General features: G+C 54.5%; 15 protein-coding genes, 6 tRNA genes and 3 rRNA genes. 22 read left to right on the top strand and 2 right to left on the bottom strand.

The window, feature by feature from the left end:
- Window positions 1-52: 52 nt before the first annotated feature.
- Both argC and erpA read left to right on the top strand, forming a co-directional pair.
- Window positions 53-1,087: an N-acetyl-gamma-glutamyl-phosphate reductase gene (gene argC / locus HU749_RS27045; RefSeq protein WP_079302801.1), complete on the top strand. Its 1,035-nt coding sequence runs from the start codon at window positions 53-55 to the stop codon at window positions 1,085-1,087.
- Between the two features lie 149 nt (window positions 1,088-1,236).
- A complete protein-coding gene (gene erpA / locus HU749_RS27040; protein WP_003177727.1) occupies window positions 1,237-1,587 on the top strand; it encodes an iron-sulfur cluster insertion protein ErpA in 351 nt (116 codons plus the stop codon).
- 67 nt (window positions 1,588-1,654) lie between these two features.
- On the opposite strand, the gene HU749_RS27035 is transcribed toward erpA, so the two are convergent.
- Window positions 1,655-2,746, bottom strand: coding sequence for an anhydro-N-acetylmuramic acid kinase (locus tag HU749_RS27035; protein ID WP_079302800.1), 1,092 nt, complete (start codon window positions 2,744-2,746; stop codon window positions 1,655-1,657).
- A gap of 2 nt (window positions 2,747-2,748) precedes the next feature.
- Window positions 2,749-4,167, bottom strand: a complete 1,419-nt coding sequence (locus tag HU749_RS27030; protein ID WP_046064576.1) for a peptidoglycan DD-metalloendopeptidase family protein — start codon at window positions 4,165-4,167, stop codon at window positions 2,749-2,751.
- Between the two features lie 212 nt (window positions 4,168-4,379).
- Between HU749_RS27030 and tyrS the strand changes: the two genes are divergently transcribed.
- The 20 genes from tyrS (at window position 4,380) to rplL (ending at window position 18,820) form a co-directional block, all read left to right on the top strand.
- Window positions 4,380-5,579, top strand: coding sequence for a tyrosine--tRNA ligase (gene tyrS / locus HU749_RS27025; protein WP_046064577.1), 1,200 nt, complete (start codon window positions 4,380-4,382; stop codon window positions 5,577-5,579).
- Window positions 5,580-6,129: 550 nt separating this feature from the next.
- A 16S ribosomal RNA gene (locus HU749_RS27020) occupies window positions 6,130-7,666 on the top strand.
- Window positions 7,667-7,747: 81 nt separating this feature from the next.
- Window positions 7,748-7,824: transfer RNA gene (locus HU749_RS27015), tRNA-Ile, on the top strand.
- 30 nt (window positions 7,825-7,854) lie between these two features.
- A tRNA-Ala gene (locus HU749_RS27010) sits at window positions 7,855-7,930 on the top strand.
- A gap of 246 nt (window positions 7,931-8,176) precedes the next feature.
- Window positions 8,177-11,068, top strand: a 23S ribosomal RNA gene (locus HU749_RS27005).
- Window positions 11,069-11,234: 166 nt separating this feature from the next.
- Window positions 11,235-11,350: ribosomal RNA gene (gene rrf / locus HU749_RS27000) — 5S ribosomal RNA — on the top strand.
- Together the 16S, 23S and 5S rRNA genes with 2 tRNA genes alongside form the textbook arrangement of a ribosomal RNA operon.
- 133 nt (window positions 11,351-11,483) lie before the next feature.
- Window positions 11,484-12,440: a bifunctional biotin--[acetyl-CoA-carboxylase] ligase/biotin operon repressor BirA gene (gene birA, locus HU749_RS26995; protein ID WP_186652295.1), complete on the top strand. Its 957-nt coding sequence runs from the start codon at window positions 11,484-11,486 to the stop codon at window positions 12,438-12,440.
- Window positions 12,430-13,179, top strand: a complete 750-nt coding sequence (locus HU749_RS26990) for a pantothenate kinase (RefSeq protein ID WP_186652297.1) — start codon at window positions 12,430-12,432, stop codon at window positions 13,177-13,179. The genes birA and HU749_RS26990 overlap by 11 nt, the downstream gene beginning before the upstream one ends.
- 7 nt (window positions 13,180-13,186) lie before the next feature.
- Window positions 13,187-13,642 carry a hypothetical protein gene (locus HU749_RS26985; RefSeq protein WP_046064837.1) on the top strand — a complete coding sequence of 152 codons (456 nt, stop codon included), beginning with the start codon at window positions 13,187-13,189 and terminating at the stop codon, window positions 13,640-13,642.
- A gap of 142 nt (window positions 13,643-13,784) precedes the next feature.
- Window positions 13,785-13,869 (top strand) — tRNA-Tyr (locus HU749_RS26980).
- Between the two features lie 24 nt (window positions 13,870-13,893).
- A tRNA-Gly gene (locus tag HU749_RS26975) sits at window positions 13,894-13,967 on the top strand.
- Between the two features lie 26 nt (window positions 13,968-13,993).
- Window positions 13,994-14,069, top strand: a tRNA-Thr gene (locus tag HU749_RS26970).
- Window positions 14,070-14,153: 84 nt separating this feature from the next.
- Complete coding sequence (tuf, locus tag HU749_RS26965) at window positions 14,154-15,347, top strand: elongation factor Tu (protein WP_003186103.1); 1,194 nt, start codon at window positions 14,154-14,156, stop codon at window positions 15,345-15,347.
- A 53-nt stretch (window positions 15,348-15,400) separates the two neighbouring features.
- Window positions 15,401-15,476: transfer RNA gene (locus HU749_RS26960), tRNA-Trp, on the top strand.
- A gap of 45 nt (window positions 15,477-15,521) precedes the next feature.
- Complete coding sequence (gene secE / locus HU749_RS26955) at window positions 15,522-15,890, top strand: preprotein translocase subunit SecE (protein WP_003206102.1); 369 nt, start codon at window positions 15,522-15,524, stop codon at window positions 15,888-15,890.
- A 9-nt stretch (window positions 15,891-15,899) separates the two neighbouring features.
- Complete coding sequence (nusG, locus tag HU749_RS26950) at window positions 15,900-16,433, top strand: transcription termination/antitermination protein NusG (protein WP_003186097.1); 534 nt, start codon at window positions 15,900-15,902, stop codon at window positions 16,431-16,433.
- 117 nt (window positions 16,434-16,550) lie between these two features.
- Window positions 16,551-16,982: a 50S ribosomal protein L11 gene (rplK, locus tag HU749_RS26945; RefSeq protein WP_003176435.1), complete on the top strand. Its 432-nt coding sequence runs from the start codon at window positions 16,551-16,553 to the stop codon at window positions 16,980-16,982.
- Complete coding sequence (gene rplA / locus HU749_RS26940; protein ID WP_003186095.1) at window positions 16,982-17,677, top strand: 50S ribosomal protein L1; 696 nt, start codon at window positions 16,982-16,984, stop codon at window positions 17,675-17,677. Before rplK ends, rplA begins: the two co-directional genes overlap by 1 nt.
- 198 nt (window positions 17,678-17,875) lie before the next feature.
- Complete coding sequence (rplJ, locus tag HU749_RS26935; protein WP_003206099.1) at window positions 17,876-18,376, top strand: 50S ribosomal protein L10; 501 nt, start codon at window positions 17,876-17,878, stop codon at window positions 18,374-18,376.
- Between the two features lie 78 nt (window positions 18,377-18,454).
- A complete protein-coding gene (rplL, locus tag HU749_RS26930; protein ID WP_003206098.1) occupies window positions 18,455-18,820 on the top strand; it encodes a 50S ribosomal protein L7/L12 in 366 nt (121 codons plus the stop codon).
- The last annotated feature ends 33 nt before the right edge of the window (window positions 18,821-18,853 follow it).

Here is an 18,853-nt window from a genome sequence, read left to right as displayed (position 1 = left end):
CTGCGGCCCCTATCATCGACGGCTTTCCAGTGGGTTCGTTGAGGGCAGGTTTATGGTCAAGGTCGGTATCGTCGGCGGCACGGGGTACACCGGTGTCGAACTGCTGCGTCTGTTGGCACAGCATCCGCAAGCTGAGGTGGTGGTCATCACTTCCCGATCCGAGGCCGGCCTGGCCGTTGCCGACATGTACCCGAACCTGCGAGGCCATTACGACGGCCTGGCGTTCAGCGTTCCGGACGTCAAGACCCTCGGCGCCTGCGATGTGGTGTTCTTCGCCACGCCCCACGGTGTCGCCCACGCCCTGGCGGGTGAACTGCTGGCTGCCGGGACCAAGGTCATCGACCTGTCGGCGGACTTCCGCCTGCAGGACGCCGATGAATGGGCCAAGTGGTACGGTCAACCTCACGGCGCGCCGGATCTGCTCGACGAGGCGGTCTATGGATTGCCGGAAGTCAATCGTGAGAAAATCAAGCAGGCCCGACTGATCGCGGTACCGGGTTGCTATCCGACGGCGACGCAGCTGGGGTTCCTGCCGCTACTCGAGGCCGGTCTTGCCGATGCTTCGCGTCTGATTGCCGATTGCAAATCCGGTGTCAGCGGTGCCGGGCGTGGCGCCAGTGTCGGCTCGCTGTATTCCGAAACCTCGGAAAGCATGAAGGCGTACGCGGTCAAGGGGCATCGCCACCTGCCGGAAATTCGCCAGGGATTGCGCCGGGCTGCGGGCAAGGACGTCGGCTTGACCTTCGTGCCGCACCTGACCCCGATGATTCGTGGCATCCACTCCACTCTTTATGCAACCGTCGTCGATCGTTCGGTGGACTTGCAGGCGTTGTTTGAAAAGCGTTACGTCAACGAACCGTTCGTCGACGTAATGCCGGCCGGCAGCCACCCGGAAACCCGCAGCGTGCGCGGTGCGAACGTTTGCCGGATCGCCGTGCATCGTCCGCAGGACGGTGATCTGGTGGTGGTGTTGTCGGTCATCGATAACCTGGTCAAGGGGGCGTCCGGCCAGGCAGTGCAGAACCTGAACATCCTGTTCGGGCTGGATGAGCGCCTGGGGCTGTCCCATGCAGGGATGTTGCCGTAACGGCAGCCACACGCTTCAAGTCGGCAGCTACAAGCTTGGGGCTTGTAGTTCGCCGCTGCTCTTGTAAATAGTTGACCGATTTTCTAGGAGAAGCGGATAATGCCCGCCATCACGCATTATGGCGGCGTAAGCGCCGGGAGATATTCAGCATGAGCGTCGAAACCTTCACCCCCACGGCTTTGCAATTCACCCACGGTGCCGCGCACAAGGTGAAGAGCCTGGTCGATGAAGAGGGCAATGATCGTTTGAAGCTGCGCGTGTTTGTAACGGGCGGCGGTTGTTCCGGTTTTCAGTACGGTTTCACTTTTGATGAAGAAGTGGCCGAAGATGACACCATCGTCGAGCGCGAAGGGGTCAGCCTGGTGGTCGATCCAATGAGCTTCCAGTACCTGGCTGGTGCCGAGGTGGATTATCAGGAAGGCCTGGAAGGCTCTCGGTTCGTGATCAAGAACCCAAACGCGACCACGACCTGTGGGTGCGGTTCTTCGTTCTCGATCTGAGTGCTTCAATAAAAACGCCGCAGTGCCTTAGGGCCCTGCGGCGTTTTTTTATCCGTGATTATTGGATTCAGGCTGGGTAGATGGCGCCGAGTACGCGCAGGCCGCGGGCGCCGGTGACACTTGGGCGGTTGCCTGGAATACCTTCAAGGCAACAATGGGCAAGCCAGGCGAAAGCCATGGCTTCAACCCAATCCGGGTCTACGCCGTACACCGCCGTACTGCTGACTTTGGCATCCGGCAGCAAGTCAGCCAGGCGCTGCATGAGCGTCTGGTTGTGCGCGCCGCCGCCACAGACCAGCAACTCCTGAGTATTTGACTGGGCATGTTGGAGTGATTCGACGATGGTCAGGGCTGTCAGTTCGAGCAACGTCGCCTGCACGTCTTCGGGGGCGAAGGCTGGCAACTGCGATAAATGCTGTGTCAGCCAAGGCAGGTTGAATACTTCGCGCCCGGTACTTTTTGGACCCTTGGTGACAAAGAAGGGATCGGTGAGCAGTGCCTTGAGCAAGACTGGCTCGACTTTCCCGCTGGCAGCCCATTGTCCGTCGCGATCGAAATGGTCGCCTCGTTGTTGGTGTATCCAGGCATCGAGCAATACGTTGCCTGGGCCACAGTCGAAGCCCGCAACGGGTTTTGCCGGCTCTATCAGGCTGAGATTGCTGAAACCGCCGACATTCAGCACGGCGCGATTGCCGACTCGTTCTTCGAACAGTGCTTCGTGAAATGCCGGAACCAGCGGGGCGCCTTGTCCACCGGCGGCGACGTCGCGGCTGCGGAAATCGCTGACGACGGCGATGCCGGTCAACTCACTCAACAAGGCCGGATTGCCAATCTGTACGGTAAACCCGCGGGCTGGTTCATGGCGGATGGTCTGGCCGTGGCTGCCGACCGCCGTGATGTCTTCAGGCTTGAGTTTCTGTTCGTTGAGCAGGGTATGGATACCCTGTGCAGCCAGCTTTACCCAGCTTTGCTGGGCAATGGCGGAGCGGGCGATCTCATCGGGCCCACTGCTGCACAATCCGAGCAATTCGGTGCGCAGGGCGGCGGGCATAGGGATGTAGTGCGTGGCGATCAATTTGATCGCCGGGGTCAGTTCGATCAGTGCGATATCCAAGCCATCCAGGCTGGTCCCGGACATCACACCGATATAGAGCGCCATGCTTAGCGCTTGCTCGAGGCCAGCATGGTGGCTTTCTCTTGGTCCATGCGAGCCATCAAGGGTTGGCTTTGAGCCAGGAAGCGCGCGCGTTCGCCCTTGGCGATCGGATCGGCCATCGGCAGTTTCTGGCCAAGCGGATCGACGTGGACGCCGTTGACCTGGAATTCATAGTGCAAGTGCGGGCCGGTGGACAGGCCGGTAGTACCGATGTATCCGATTACCTGGCCTTGCTTGACGCTGCCGCCAGTCTTCACGCCCTTGGCGAAACCTTGCATGTGGCCGTACAGCGTGCGGTAGGTATTTCCGTGCTGGATGATCACGGTGTTGCCGTAACCGCCGCGACGTCCGGCCAGCAATACCTTGCCGTCGCCAGCAGCCTTGATTGGCGTGCCACGGGGAGCTGCGTAGTCGACACCTTTATGGGCGCGGATCTTGTTCAGGATTGGATGCTTGCGGCCAGCGGAGAACTTCGAGCTGATGCGGGCGAAATCAACCGGTGTACGGATGAAGGCCTTGCGCATGCTGTTGCCGTCGGCGGTGTAGTAGCTGCTGTTGCCTTGCTTGTTGGTGTAGCGCACGGCGGTGTATGTCTTGCCGCGGTTGGTGAAGCGCGCGGAGAGAATCGGGCCGTTGCCGACGCTTTTTCCATTGACCACTTTCTGCTCATAGATGATGTCGAATTCGTCACCCTGGCGAATGTCCTGGGCGAAGTCGATGTCGTAGCCAAATACACTGGCCATGTCCATGGTCAGGCTGTGCGAAAGGCCTGCGCGTGCAGCCGACTGGGACAATGAGCTGTTGATGACGCCATGAACGTAGGCCGAGTGGACGGTAGGCTTGGTGATAACGCGATTGAATACATAACCCTTGTCGTTTTTGGTCAGGGTGATGCTTTCCAGGTCGCTCAGCTTGGTGTGCAGGTTGGCCAGCTGTCCGTCTGGATTGAGTTCGAATTCGAGTTTCTGGCCGCGCTGCAGTTGAGTGAACTGTTTGGCTTGCTTGTCGCTGGCCAGGATTTCATGGACCGAAGTCGAGGGCAGGCCCACCTTTTCGAAGAGGGTGGAAAGTGTGTCGCCCTTGGCAACAATCACTTCGCGATGCTCTGGTCCTTTCTTTTCTTCTGCTGCAGGCGCTTCTGCCTGAGCGGCGGCCTCGGTGGTGTCTTCCGGGCTGTTTTCAATCTGCGCAAAAGGAGAGGCGGCCGGTTCGTTTGTGGCTTGAACGGCTTCGGCGGCGTCTTGTTCTTGTGTCAGTTGTTCAGCAGGGCTTTCCAGTTCAAGACTCAGGGTCGTCTTTTTGGCTTCAACATCGCTGGAGGGAAACACCAGCAGCGCCAGGCTAAGGAGGGCTGCGATGCCACTTGCGGCAAGCAGGTGGGTCTTCGGGTAAAGCGGCGGCGCTTTAGACGGTTCTGTGGTCATAGGTAATTTTGACTTTTGAAAAGATGAATTGGAAAAGATGACTGACATGATGAAGATGAAATAACTGTATAAAATATAACCAAAACCCCTGCGAAGCAAGCCCGCGAACGCTCTGTTCTGTGGATTGGCGTCCGTGCGCCGGGCAAACCTTGTATTTGGTGCGCGATCTTGTATGGTTGGGGCCCTTTGAATCTGAGCCTTACGGGTCTGTTATGAAGTCGGTTGAAGAGCAGCTAGCGCTGATCAAACGTGGTGCGGAAGAACTGTTGGTCGAGTCCGAGCTGATCGAAAAGCTCAAGCGCGGGCAGCCGCTGCGTATCAAGGCTGGTTTCGATCCGACGGCACCCGATCTGCACCTGGGGCATACCGTGCTTATTAATAAGCTGCGCCAGTTCCAGGATCTGGGGCATCAGGTCATCTTCCTTATAGGTGACTTCACCGGGATGATCGGTGATCCAAGCGGCAAGAGTGCTACGCGCCCGCCGCTGACCCGTGAGCAGGTTCTCGATAACGCCGAGACTTACAAGACTCAGGTTTTCAAGATTCTTGATCCGGCCAAGACCGAAGTGGCTTTCAATTCCACTTGGATGGATCAGATGGGGCCGGCGGATTTCATTCGCCTGACGTCTCAATACACCGTGGCTCGTATGCTCGAGCGCGATGATTTCGACAAGCGCTATAAATCCAATCAGCCAATTGCCATTCATGAGTTCCTCTACCCGCTTGTACAGGGTTATGACTCGGTCGCGTTGCGCGCGGACGTTGAGCTCGGCGGTACTGACCAGAAGTTCAACCTGTTGATGGGGCGTGAGCTGCAGCGTGGTTATGGTCAGGAAGCGCAGTGCATCCTGACCATGCCATTGCTGGAGGGTCTGGATGGTGTGAAGAAAATGTCCAAGTCGCTGGGCAACTACGTGGGTATCCAGGAAGCGCCGGGCGTCATGTACAGCAAGCTGGTCTCCATTCCTGATGTGCTGATGTGGCGTTACTTCGAGCTGTTGAGTTTCCGGTCCATGGATGAGATCAATGCGTTCCGTGCCGATGTCGAGGCTGGAGCCAATCCGCGTGATATCAAGATCAAGCTGGCTGAAGAGATTGTTGCTCGTTTCCATGGTGAGGAGGCTGCGGCCAATGCTCATCGTGCGGCGGGTAATCGTATGAAGGATGGTGAGCTGCCGGATGATCTGCCGGAGATCGAGTTGACTGCTGCCGAGGATATGCCGATTGCGGCAGTCCTTAATAAAGCAGGCCTGGTCAAGAACGCGGCGGTGGCGCGAGACCTTTTGGGTTCGGGTGGGGTGCGTATCGATGGTGAGGTTGTGGATCGCACCTATATATATGAGCTGGGTTCTACTCATGTATGTCAGGCTGGCAAGAAGGCTTTCGCGCGTATTACGCTGAAATCTGAATAAAGCTGAAAATAGGTGTTGACGGCAGATTCTGGAAGTCTATAATTCGCCCCACTTCCGGCGCAGTCGAAACGGAAAACTCCTTGAGATTCAATGAGTTAAGTAAGTTTCGAAGGTGTTGGGCTTCAGGTCATCGAAGCCCGGAAGGAGCAGGTAGAGCGGTGTTGTTTGGCTCTATCGGCGGTTCGATCTTCTCGGTCGAAAGCGGTGAAAAAGAGGTGTTGACAGCAGCGAGTAACGCTGTAGAATTCGCCTCCCGCTAACGAGAGATCGGAAGCGCAAGTGGTTGAAGTTGCAAAGGAAACTTTGAAAGCTTCTGAAAATAACCGCTTGACAGATGCACGGGGCGCTGTAGAATGCGCGCCTCGGTTGAGACGAAAGACTCAGCCAACCGCTCTTTAACAACTGAATCAAGCAATTCGTGTGGGTGCTTGTGGAGTCAGACTGCTAGTCAACAGATTATCAGCATCACAAGTTACTCCGCGAGAAATCAAAGATGTAACCAACGATTGCTGAGCCAAGTTTAGGGTTTTCTCAAAACCCAAAGATGTTTGAACTGAAGAGTTTGATCATGGCTCAGATTGAACGCTGGCGGCAGGCCTAACACATGCAAGTCGAGCGGTAGAGAGGTGCTTGCACCTCTTGAGAGCGGCGGACGGGTGAGTAATGCCTAGGAATCTGCCTGGTAGTGGGGGATAACGCTCGGAAACGGACGCTAATACCGCATACGTCCTACGGGAGAAAGCAGGGGACCTTCGGGCCTTGCGCTATCAGATGAGCCTAGGTCGGATTAGCTAGTTGGTGGGGTAATGGCTCACCAAGGCGACGATCCGTAACTGGTCTGAGAGGATGATCAGTCACACTGGAACTGAGACACGGTCCAGACTCCTACGGGAGGCAGCAGTGGGGAATATTGGACAATGGGCGAAAGCCTGATCCAGCCATGCCGCGTGTGTGAAGAAGGTCTTCGGATTGTAAAGCACTTTAAGTTGGGAGGAAGGGCATTAACCTAATACGTTAGTGTTTTGACGTTACCGACAGAATAAGCACCGGCTAACTCTGTGCCAGCAGCCGCGGTAATACAGAGGGTGCAAGCGTTAATCGGAATTACTGGGCGTAAAGCGCGCGTAGGTGGTTTGTTAAGTTGGATGTGAAAGCCCCGGGCTCAACCTGGGAACTGCATTCAAAACTGACAAGCTAGAGTATGGTAGAGGGTGGTGGAATTTCCTGTGTAGCGGTGAAATGCGTAGATATAGGAAGGAACACCAGTGGCGAAGGCGACCACCTGGACTGATACTGACACTGAGGTGCGAAAGCGTGGGGAGCAAACAGGATTAGATACCCTGGTAGTCCACGCCGTAAACGATGTCAACTAGCCGTTGGGAGCCTTGAGCTCTTAGTGGCGCAGCTAACGCATTAAGTTGACCGCCTGGGGAGTACGGCCGCAAGGTTAAAACTCAAATGAATTGACGGGGGCCCGCACAAGCGGTGGAGCATGTGGTTTAATTCGAAGCAACGCGAAGAACCTTACCAGGCCTTGACATCCAATGAACTTTCCAGAGATGGATTGGTGCCTTCGGGAACATTGAGACAGGTGCTGCATGGCTGTCGTCAGCTCGTGTCGTGAGATGTTGGGTTAAGTCCCGTAACGAGCGCAACCCTTGTCCTTAGTTACCAGCACGTCATGGTGGGCACTCTAAGGAGACTGCCGGTGACAAACCGGAGGAAGGTGGGGATGACGTCAAGTCATCATGGCCCTTACGGCCTGGGCTACACACGTGCTACAATGGTCGGTACAGAGGGTTGCCAAGCCGCGAGGTGGAGCTAATCCCACAAAACCGATCGTAGTCCGGATCGCAGTCTGCAACTCGACTGCGTGAAGTCGGAATCGCTAGTAATCGCGAATCAGAATGTCGCGGTGAATACGTTCCCGGGCCTTGTACACACCGCCCGTCACACCATGGGAGTGGGTTGCACCAGAAGTAGCTAGTCTAACCTTCGGGGGGACGGTTACCACGGTGTGATTCATGACTGGGGTGAAGTCGTAACAAGGTAGCCGTAGGGGAACCTGCGGCTGGATCACCTCCTTAATCGACGACCGCAGCTGCTTCATGAGCTCCCACACGAATTGCTTGATTCATTGAAGAAGACGAAAGAAGCAGCCCGAAATTGGGTCTGTAGCTCAGTTGGTTAGAGCGCACCCCTGATAAGGGTGAGGTCGGCAGTTCGAATCTGCCCAGACCCACCAATTTTGTGTGGGAAACGCCTGTAGAAATACGGGGCCATAGCTCAGCTGGGAGAGCGCCTGCCTTGCACGCAGGAGGTCAGCGGTTCGATCCCGCTTGGCTCCACCACTACTGCTTCGATTGTATAAAGCTTAGAAATGAGCATTCCATCGGTTCGATGGTGAATGTTGATTTCTAGTCTTTGACTAGTTCGTTCTTTAAAAATTTGGGTATGTGATAGAAAGATAGACTGGACGTTACTTTCACTGGTAACGGATCAGGCTAAGGTAAAATTTGTGAGTTCTCTTAGTTGAGAAATTCGAATTTTCGGCGAATGTCGTCTTCACAGTATAACCAGATTGCTTGGGGTTATATGGTCAAGTGAAGAAGCGCATACGGTGGATGCCTTGGCAGTCAGAGGCGATGAAAGACGTGGTAGCCTGCGAAAAGCTTCGGGGAGTCGGCAAACAGACTTTGATCCGGAGATGTCTGAATGGGGGAACCCAGCCATCATAAGATGGTTATCTTGTACTGAATACATAGGTGCAAGAGGCGAACCAGGGGAACTGAAACATCTAAGTACCCTGAGGAAAAGAAATCAACCGAGATTCCCTTAGTAGTGGCGAGCGAACGGGGACTAGCCCTTAAGCTTCTTTGATTTTAGCGGAACGCTCTGGAAAGTGCGGCCATAGTGGGTGATAGCCCTGTACGCGAAAGGATCTTAGAAGTGAAATCGAGTAGGACGGAGCACGAGAAACTTTGTCTGAATATGGGGGGACCATCCTCCAAGGCTAAATACTACTGACTGACCGATAGTGAACTAGTACCGTGAGGGAAAGGCGAAAAGAACCCCGGAGAGGGGAGTGAAATAGATCCTGAAACCGTATGCGTACAAGCAGTGGGAGCCCACTTTGTTGGGTGACTGCGTACCTTTTGTATAATGGGTCAGCGACTTATTTTCAGTGGCGAGCTTAACCGAATAGGGGAGGCGTAGCGAAAGCGAGTCTTAATAGGGCGTCTAGTCGCTGGGAATAGACCCGAAACCGGGCGATCTATCCATGGGCAGGTTGAAGGTTGGGTAACACTAACTGGAGGACCGAACCGACTACCGTTGAAAAGTTAGCGGATGACCTGTGGATCGGAGTGAAAGGCTAATCAAGCTCGGAGATAGCTGGTTCTCCTCGAAAGCTATTTAGGTAGCGCCTCATGTATCACTGTAGGGGGTAGAGCACTGTTTCGGCTAGGGGGTCATCCCGACTTACCAAACCGATGCAAACTCCGAATACCTACAAGTGCCGAGCATGGGAGACACACGGCGGGTGCTAACGTCCGTCGTGAAAAGGGAAACAACCCAGACCGTCAGCTAAGGTCCCAAAGTTATGGTTAAGTGGGAAACGATGTGGGAAGGCTTAGACAGCTAGGAGGTTGGCTTAGAAGCAGCCACCCTTTAAAGAAAGCGTAATAGCTCACTAGTCGAGTCGGCCTGCGCGGAAGATGTAACGGGGCTCAAACCATACACCGAAGCTACGGGTATCACGCAAGTGATGCGGTAGAGGAGCGTTCTGTAAGCCTGTGAAGGTGAGTTGAGAAGCTTGCTGGAGGTATCAGAAGTGCGAATGCTGACATGAGTAACGACAATGGGTGTGAAAAACACCCACGCCGAAAGACCAAGGTTTCCTGCGCAACGTTAATCGACGCAGGGTTAGTCGGTCCCTAAGGCGAGGCTGAAAAGCGTAGTCGATGGAAAACAGGTTAATATTCCTGTACTTCTGGTTATTGCGATGGAGGGACGGAGAAGGCTAGGCCAGCTTGGCGTTGGTTGTCCAAGTTTAAGGTGGTAGGCTGGAATCTTAGGTAAATCCGGGATTCTAAGGCCGAGAGCTGATGACGAGTTACCCTTTGGGTGACGAAGTGGTTGATGCCATGCTTCCAAGAAAAGCTTCTAAGCTTCAGGTAACCAGGAACCGTACCCCAAACCGACACAGGTGGTTGGGTAGAGAATACCAAGGCGCTTGAGAGAACTCGGGTGAAGGAACTAGGCAAAATGGCACCGTAACTTCGGGAGAAGGTGCGCCGGTGAGGGTGAAGCACTTGCTGCGTAAGCCCACGCCGGTCGAAGATACCAGGCCGCTGCGACTGTTTATTAAAAACACAGCACTCTGCAAACACGAAAGTGGACGTATAGGGTGTGACGCCTGCCCGGTGCCGGAAGGTTAATTGATGGGGTTAGCTAACGCGAAGCTCTTGATCGAAGCCCCGGTAAACGGCGGCCGTAACTATAACGGTCCTAAGGTAGCGAAATTCCTTGTCGGGTAAGTTCCGACCTGCACGAATGGCGTAACGATGGCGGCGCTGTCTCCACCCGAGACTCAGTGAAATTGAAATCGCTGTGAAGATGCAGTGTATCCGCGGCTAGACGGAAAGACCCCGTGAACCTTTACTATAGCTTTGCACTGGACTTTGAATTTGCTTGTGTAGGATAGGTGGGAGGCTTTGAAGCGTGGACGCCAGTTCGCGTGGAGCCATCCTTGAAATACCACCCTGGCAACTTTGAGGTTCTAACTCAGGTCCGTTATCCGGATCGAGGACAGTGTATGGTGGGTAGTTTGACTGGGGCGGTCTCCTCCTAAAGAGTAACGGAGGAGTACGAAGGTGCGCTCAGACCGGTCGGAAATCGGTCGTAGAGTATAAAGGCAAAAGCGCGCTTGACTGCGAGACAGACACGTCGAGCAGGTACGAAAGTAGGTCTTAGTGATCCGGTGGTTCTGTATGGAAGGGCCATCGCTCAACGGATAAAAGGTACTCCGGGGATAACAGGCTGATACCGCCCAAGAGTTCATATCGACGGCGGTGTTTGGCACCTCGATGTCGGCTCATCACATCCTGGGGCTGAAGCCGGTCCCAAGGGTATGGCTGTTCGCCATTTAAAGTGGTACGCGAGCTGGGTTTAGAACGTCGTGAGACAGTTCGGTCCCTATCTGCCGTGGACGTTTGAGATTTGAGAGGGGCTGCTCCTAGTACGAGAGGACCGGAGTGGACGAACCTCTGGTGTTCCGGTTGTCACGCCAGTGGCATTGCCGGGTAGCTATGTTCGGGAAAGATAACCGCTGAAAGCATCTAAGCGGGAAACTTGCCTCAAGATGAGATCTCACTGGGACCTTGAGTCCCCTGAAGGGCCGTCGAAGACTACGACGTTGATAGGCAGGGTGTGTAAGCGCTGTGAGGCGTTGAGCTAACCTGTACTAATTGCCCGTGAGGCTTGACCATATAACACCCAAGCAATTTGTAACTCCAAGCCAAAAGGCAAAGAGACCAGATTGCGGTGTGTGAAGACGAAACGAACCGAAAGTTCGAATCTCACAAAACACCGAAGCTATCACATACCCAATTTGCTGAAGCGAGGCCAACGGGCCACGACTCAGTACCCGAATTTCTTGACGACCATAGAGCATTGGAACCACCTGATCCCATCCCGAACTCAGCAGTGAAACGATGCATCGCCGATGGTAGTGTGGGGTTTCCCCATGTGAGAGTAGGTCATCGTCAAGATTAAATTCCGAAACCCCTATCTGCTGATGCAGGTAGGGGTTTTGTTTTGCCCGCAGGAAAGTCATTTCGTGTTTCTATGCAACGGTCTTGTGCATGGCTATCATGCGGGCCTCATTATCAGGGCGCAGTCCGCATGCTCACGTTGCTAAAACTTCTGAAGGATGGGCGCTTTCATTCAGGGCAGGCGCTGGGTGCTGCGCTGGGTATCAGTCGTAGTGCTGTATGGAAGCAATTGCAGCACTTGGAAGCAGAAATAGGATTGTCTGTTCATAAGGTTCGAGGTAGGGGGTATCAGTTGGCTAAGCCACTGGTATTTTTGGATGCTGCAGAGATTTACGCAAAAGGCCTTCATGAGTGGCCTGTCCATGTCTTTGACGCTATCGACTCGACCAATGCCGAGGCGCTGCGTTTGATCGAGCGTGGGGCGGCGGCACCGTTCATGGTTTTGGCCGAGCGACAGATCGCTGGTCGCGGTCGTCGTGGTCGTAAGTGGGTCAGTCCGTTTGCCGAAAACCTCTATCACAGCCTGGTGCTGCGCATTGACGGCGGCATGCGGCAGATCGAAGGGCTGAGCCTGGTCGTCGGACTTGCGGTTATGCATGCCCTGCGTGATATGGGCATCGCTGAGGCGGGGCTGAAATGGCCTAATGATGTCCTGGTGGGAGAGAAAAAGATCGCCGGCATCTTGCTTGAGTTGGTGGGGGATCCTGCGGACGTTTGCCATGTTGTCCTGGGCGTGGGGATTAATGTGAATATGCAATCGACTGATGAGGTCGACCAGCAGTGGACATCCATGTGCCTTGAAGCTGGAAGGGATTTTGATCGAAATGAGCTGGTGGCACGATTGGGTGCGAAGCTTCAGCGCTATCTGAGGCTTCATCACGCATCGGGGTTTGCCGCAATACAGTCGGAGTGGGAGCAATATCATCTTTGGCAGGGGAGGGCTGTCTCCCTGATTGCTGGTGTTAATAAAATTGACGGTGTTGTGCTGGGCATTGATCACCAGGGTGCGCTGCGGTTGAAGGTGGACGGTGTGGAAAAAAACTTTAGCGGTGGTGAGCTCAGTCTGAGGTTGCGTAATGATTCTTGAGCTTGACTGCGGCAATAGCTTTATCAAATGGCGTGTTCTTCGTGCCGACGGGGTGACGTCGGTTGACGGCGGTGTGGTCAGCTCTGACAGCGATTTGCTGGTGAGTCTGAGTAATGCTGAGAAGTTCCAGCTCAAGAAATGTCGTCTTGTTAGTGTGAGGACCCTGGAGGAGACAGATTCATTGGTCGCCTCTCTGGTTGATGCGTATGGGGTGTCGGTGACTCGTGCTGTGCCTGCCCGAGAAATGGCGGGGGTGAAAAACGGCTACCAGGATTACGAGCGGTTGGGGCTTGATCGATGGCTGGCCCTGCTTGGTGGGTTCCATCTTGCTTCGGGTGCGTGCCTGGTCCTCGATTTCGGTACTGCCATTACTGCTGATTTTGTGGCGACGGACGGTGAGCATCTCGGCGGATTCATTTGTCCGGGCATGCCTTTGATGCGTAACCAATTGCGTACTCATACGCGAAGAATTCGCTATGACGATATGGCGGCCGAGCGAGCCCATGAGAGTCTCGCTCCAGGTCGGACAACTGTTGAAGCGGTCGAGCGCGGTTGCATGCTGATGCTCAGAGGGTTTGTCCTGACGCAGCTTGAATTGGCGCGGCAATATTGGGGAAATGATTTCGTGGTGTTTCTCACGGGTGGGGACGCCAATCTGGTTTCCGGGGTTGTTCCTGATGCCAAAGTGGTGCCCGACCTGGTTTTTGTCGGTTTGGCGATGGCCTGTCCTTTGTCTTGAGGTTTCTATGCGGTGGTTGTTTCTGTTGTTGCTGGTTTTGAATGTCTTCTACTACATCTGGCATCAGCAGGAGGCTCCACTTCGCGCCAAGGATGTGACTCCGCTCAGTTTGTACCGCGGTTCGCAGCAGGATATTCACCTGTTGAGCGAGACGGCGGATGCACTTGTCAGGCGCGACCTGGGTAAACCCGGTGAAGCGCAAAAGACCTGTGTTTACTTGGGCGGTTTTGTTCGTCCGGAGCTGGCCAGGCAGTTGGAGCAGCGATTGGCCGCCTCGGGCGTCGTAGCTCGTTCTGCTGCGCCGAACTCGCCAAATCTCCCTGAGGGTGGGGGATTCTGGGTTCAGGTTTCCCAGGAAAGCGCGGGAAAGGTGAATGAAACGTTGCTTCAAAACCTTTCTAAAGAATTCAATGAGTTAAAACATAAAATAATGCCATGCGAAGGGGTTGCACCCGCAGGGTAGTTTGCATAGAATGGCGCCCGCTTCGCAGCGAAGACCTTTAAAGGTTGGCGATACGAAGCGAGGTCAACGCAGCTAACCTCAGGTTTTTAATGAGAAAATGCTTGACAGAAGGCTGGCATGATATAGAATGCCGGCTCGCTTAGGAGGGGTTCCCGAGCGGCCAAAGGGATCAGACTGTAAATCTGACGTCTACGACTTCGAAGGTTCGAATCCTTCCCCCTCCACCATTTTTAGCGTGAGCTGCAAGCTCCGCGGGTATAGTTTAGTGGTAGAACCTCAGCCTTCCAAGCTGATGATGCGGGTTCGATTCCCGCTACCCGCTCCAAGTTTGCAGGTTGTGCAAAGTGTTTCGCTCTTGTAGCTCAGTTGGTAGAGCACACCCTTGGTAAGGGTGAGGTCAGCGGTTCAAATCCGCTCAAGAGCTCCATATAACAAGGCAGATATGAAAATATCTGCCTTTGTTTTAATGGCTTGTGTGACTCGCTAAATTCTTCTCCTAGGGGTGATTTCGATGGCTAAGGAAAAGTTCGAACGTAATAAGCCGCACGTCAACGTTGGTACCATTGGTCACGTCGATCACGGTAAAACCACCCTGACCGCTGCTCTGACCCGTGTCTGCTCCGAAGTTTTCGGTTCGGCCAAGGTTGACTTCGACAAGATCGACAGCGCCCCGGAAGAGAAAGCTCGCGGTATCACCATCAACACCGCTCACGTTGAATACGATTCGGCTGTGCGTCACTATGCGCACGTTGACTGCCCAGGTCACGCCGACTACGTAAAAAACATGATCACTGGTGCTGCCCAGATGGACGGCGCGATCCTGGTTTGCTCGGCCGCTGATGGTCCGATGCCGCAAACCCGTGAGCACATCCTGCTGTCCCGTCAGGTAGGCGTTCCGTACATCGTTGTCTTCCTGAACAAGGCTGACATGGTTGACGACGCTGAGCTGCTGGAACTGGTTGAGATGGAAGTGCGCGATCTGCTGAGCACTTACGACTTCCCGGGTGATGACACTCCAATCATCATCGGTTCGGCGCTGATGGCTCTGAACGGCCAAGACGACAACGAAATGGGTACCACTGCTGTCAAGAAGCTGGTGGAAACTCTGGATAGCTACATCCCAGAGCCAGAGCGTGCTATCGACAAGCCGTTCCTGATGCCAATCGAAGACGTATTCTCGATCTCTGGTCGCGGTACTGTTGTGACTGGTCGTGTTGAGCGTGGCATCGTCCGTATCCAGGAAGAGGTTGAGATCGTCGGTCTGCGCGATACTCAGAAAACTACCTGCACTGGTGTTGAAATGTTCCGCAAGCTACTCGACGAAGGTCGCGCTGGCGAGAACTGCGGCGTGCTGCTGCGCGGTACCAAGCGTGACGACGTTGAGCGTGGCCAGGTTCTGGTCAAGCCAGGCACCGTCAAGCCGCACACCAAATTCACCGCAGAAGTTTACGTTCTGAGCAAGGAAGAAGGTGGTCGTCATACTCCGTTCTTCAAAGGCTACCGTCCACAATTCTACTTCCGTACAACTGACGTGACTGGTAACTGCGAGCTGCCAGAAGGCGTTGAAATGGTAATGCCAGGTGACAACATTCAGATGACTGTTACCCTGATCAAGACCATCGCGATGGAAGACGGTTTGCGTTTCGCTATCCGTGAAGGCGGTCGTACCGTCGGCGCTGGCGTCGTAGCCAAAGTCATCGAGTAAACAGTTGTAATGTCTTTTTCGGGCCGGCATAATGGTCGGCCTGATTTTGTTTTAGGTCAGTAGCTCAATTGGCAGAGCGACGGTCTCCAAAACCGTAGGTTGGGGGTTCGATTCCCTCCTGACCTGCCAGATTCACTCGGTGTGTCTGGCTTTCTTTTCACAGGATCTTCATAGATGACTCCTAAAGCTGAAGCTCAAGGCTCTCGCTTCGATCTGCTCAAGTGGCTAGTGGTAGTCGCTTTGGTGGTTATTGGCGTTGTTGGCAATCAGTATTATTCTGCTTCGCCGATCCTGTACCGCGTACTTGCATTGCTTGCCATTGCTGCTGTTGCTGCCTTTGTAGGCCTGCAGACAGCCAAGGGCAAGTCTTTCTTTGTACTCGCTAAGGAAGCTCGCACCGAGATTCGTAAAGTCGTATGGCCGACTCGCCAAGAAACCACGCAGACCACGTTGATCGTTGTGGCTGTTGTTCTGGTAATGGCGTTGCTGTTGTGGGGGCTCGATTCCCTGCTCGGCTGGCTTGTTTCCTTGATTGTTGGCTAAGGGTGTCCCGTGGCTAAGCGTTGGTACGTTGTGCATGCTTACTCGGGTTACGAGAAGCATGTTATGCGCTCGTTGGTAGAGCGCGTAAAGCTGGCTGGCATGGAAGATGGCTTTGGCGAGATTCTGGTCCCCACTGAAGAAGTGGTTGAGATGCGTAATGGCCAGAAGCGCAAAAGTGAACGTAAGTTCTTTCCGGGCTACGTGCTGGTACAGATGGACATGAACGAAGGGACTTGGCACTTGGTCAAGGATACCCCTCGGGTGATGGGCTTCATTGGCGGTACCGCCGACAAGCCTGCGCCGATCACAGATAAAGAGGCAGAAGCGATTCTGCGTCGCGTCGCTGATGGTAGCGACAAGCCGAAGCCGAAGACACTGTTTGAACCAGGTGAGGTTGTACGCGTCACCGACGGTCCATTCGCTGATTTCAATGGCACGGTTGAAGAAGTTAACTACGAAAAGAGCCGGATCCAAGTGGCAGTGCTCATTTTCGGTCGCTCTACTCCGGTAGAGCTAGAGTTCAGTCAGGTCGAAAAGGTCTGATTGAGCAGGCATCCCAACCCCGCAGCCCAAGGCTGTGGGGTTTTGTCGTCACTGGGATAAACGCGCAAGTAACCGGGGAGCCTTTCGAGGCGTTCGAACCCGTAATTGGAGTGCCTCATGGCCAAGAAAATTACCGCTTACATCAAGCTGCAAGTGAAGGCCGCTCAGGCTAACCCAAGCCCACCTGTTGGTCCTGCCCTGGGTCAGCACGGCGTGAACATCATGGAATTCTGCAAGGCCTTCAACGCCCGTACTCAGGGTCTTGAGCCAGGTCTGCCGACTCCAGTGATCATCACTGTCTACAGCGACCGTAGCTTCACTTTCGAAACAAAAAGCACCCCAGCTTCGGTTCTGCTGAAGAAGGCTGCAGGTTTGACCAGCGGTTCCGCTCGTCCAAACACCGTTAAGGTTGGCACCGTTACCCGTGCTCAGCTGGAAGAAATCGCGAAAACCAAAAACGCGGATCTGACTGCAGCTGATATGGATGCAGCCGTGCGTACTATCGCCGGTTCTGCTCGTAGCATGGGCCTTAACGTGGAGGGTGTGTAATGGCTAAGCTGACCAAGCGTCAAAAGGCTATCGCCGGCAAAATCGAAGCAGGCAAGGCCTACAACTTTGTAGACGCCGCCGCTCTGCTGGCTGAGCTGTCGACTGTCAAGTTCAGCGAGTCGTTCGACGTTGCTGTAAACCTGGGCGTTGACCCACGTAAATCCGACCAGGTCGTTCGTAGCGCTACTGTGCTGCCACACGGCACTGGCAAGACCGTTCGTGTAGCTGTCTTCACCCAGGGCCCAGCAGCTGAAGCTGCTCTGGCTGCTGGTGCTGATCGCGTAGGCATGGACGATCTGGCTGCTGAAATGAAGGGCGGCGACCTGAACTATGACGTAGTGATCGCATCCCCGGATGCCATGCGCGTTGTAGGTCAGTTGGGTCAGATCCTCGGTCCACGTGGTCTGATGCCTAACCCTAAAGTCGGCACCGTAACGCCAGACGTAGCCACCGCGGTTAAAAACGCCAAGGCTGGTCAGGTTCGTTATCGCACCGACAAAAACGGCATCATCCACACTTCCGTTGGCAAGATCGGCTTCGACGCCGTCAAGCTGAAGGAAAACGTTGAAGCCCTGATCGCTGATCTGAAGCGTATCAAGCCAGCTTCTTCGAAAGGTATCTACGTCAAGCGCGTTACCCTGAGCACCACTATGGGCCCAGGTCTGGTCATCGATCAGAGCTCGCTCGACGCGTAAGACTCAGGTTGGCGCAAGTAATTGCGCCAATCAAAAAATTGGGGTCCCTGCCTGGCGGGGGCTGTCCAAGACCGTAGGCGACGCAAGTCTTAAACCACAAGCCTACGCAGATGGTGCTCCCGGTTCCTTACCGAATCAGACACCAAAACGACATTCGGTTTCGACCGGATGAAACGGTAACAAGCAGGAGTTAAACCCGTGGCAATTAAACTCGAAGACAAGAAGGCCATCGTCGCTGAAGTCAACGAGGCTGCCAAAGCTGCTCTGTCCGCTGTCGTGGCTGATGCCCGTGGCGTAACAGTAGGCGCTATGACCGGACTCCGTAAAGAGGCTCGTGAAGCTGGCGTTTACGTACGTGTTGTACGTAACACCCTGCTCAAGCGCGCTGTTGCTGACACTGAATACAGTGTCCTCAACGACGTGTTCACCGGCCCGACCTTGATCGCGTTCTCCACCCAACATCCTGGCGCTGCTGCCCGTTTGTTCAAGGAATTCGCCAAAGGTCAGGACAAGTTCGAGATTAAGGCAGCTGCGTTCGAGGGCAAGTTCCTCGCAGCTAACCAGATCGACGTACTGGCAACTCTGCCGACCCGTGACGAAGCAATTTCCCAGCTGATGAGCGTGATTCAAGGCGCAACCAGCAAATTGGCTCGTACTCTGGCGGCACTGCGCGACCAGAAAGAAGCTGCCGCAGCCTAAGGCTCGACACTCCTTTTCGCGTTTTTTGTTTATTTCGATGGTCGCGTAGGCCGTCCCCCAATCCAGGAATTTAGAGTCATGTCTATCTCTCAAAACGATATCCTCGAAGCCGTTGGCAACATGTCCGTAATGGAAGTTGTTGAGCTGATCAAAGCTTTCGAAGAAAAATTCGGTGTTACCGCTGCTGCTGCTTCCGCTGGTCCAGCTGTTGCTGCTGCCGTTGCTGAAGAGCAAACCGAATTCAACGTCATGCTGACCGAAGCTGGCGAGAAGAAAGTAAACGTGATCAAGGCAGTACGTGAACTGACCGGTCTGGGCCTGAAAGAAGCCAAGGCTGTAGTTGACGGCGCTCCTGCCATGGTTCTGGAAGCTGTTGCCAAAGACGCAGCTGACAAAGCCAAAGCAGTTCTGGAAGAAGCAGGCGCTAAAGTCGAGCTGAAGTAAGCATCGACTTTGCGTCTCCAGCCCGAGCGTTAA

The organism is Pseudomonas ogarae (assembly GCF_014268695.2).
In the GTDB taxonomy this organism is placed as follows: Bacteria; Pseudomonadota; Gammaproteobacteria; order Pseudomonadales; family Pseudomonadaceae; genus Aquipseudomonas; species Aquipseudomonas kilonensis.
Note: the sequence above shows the minus strand (reverse complement) of the source record. Positions and strands in the feature narration are given on the sequence as shown.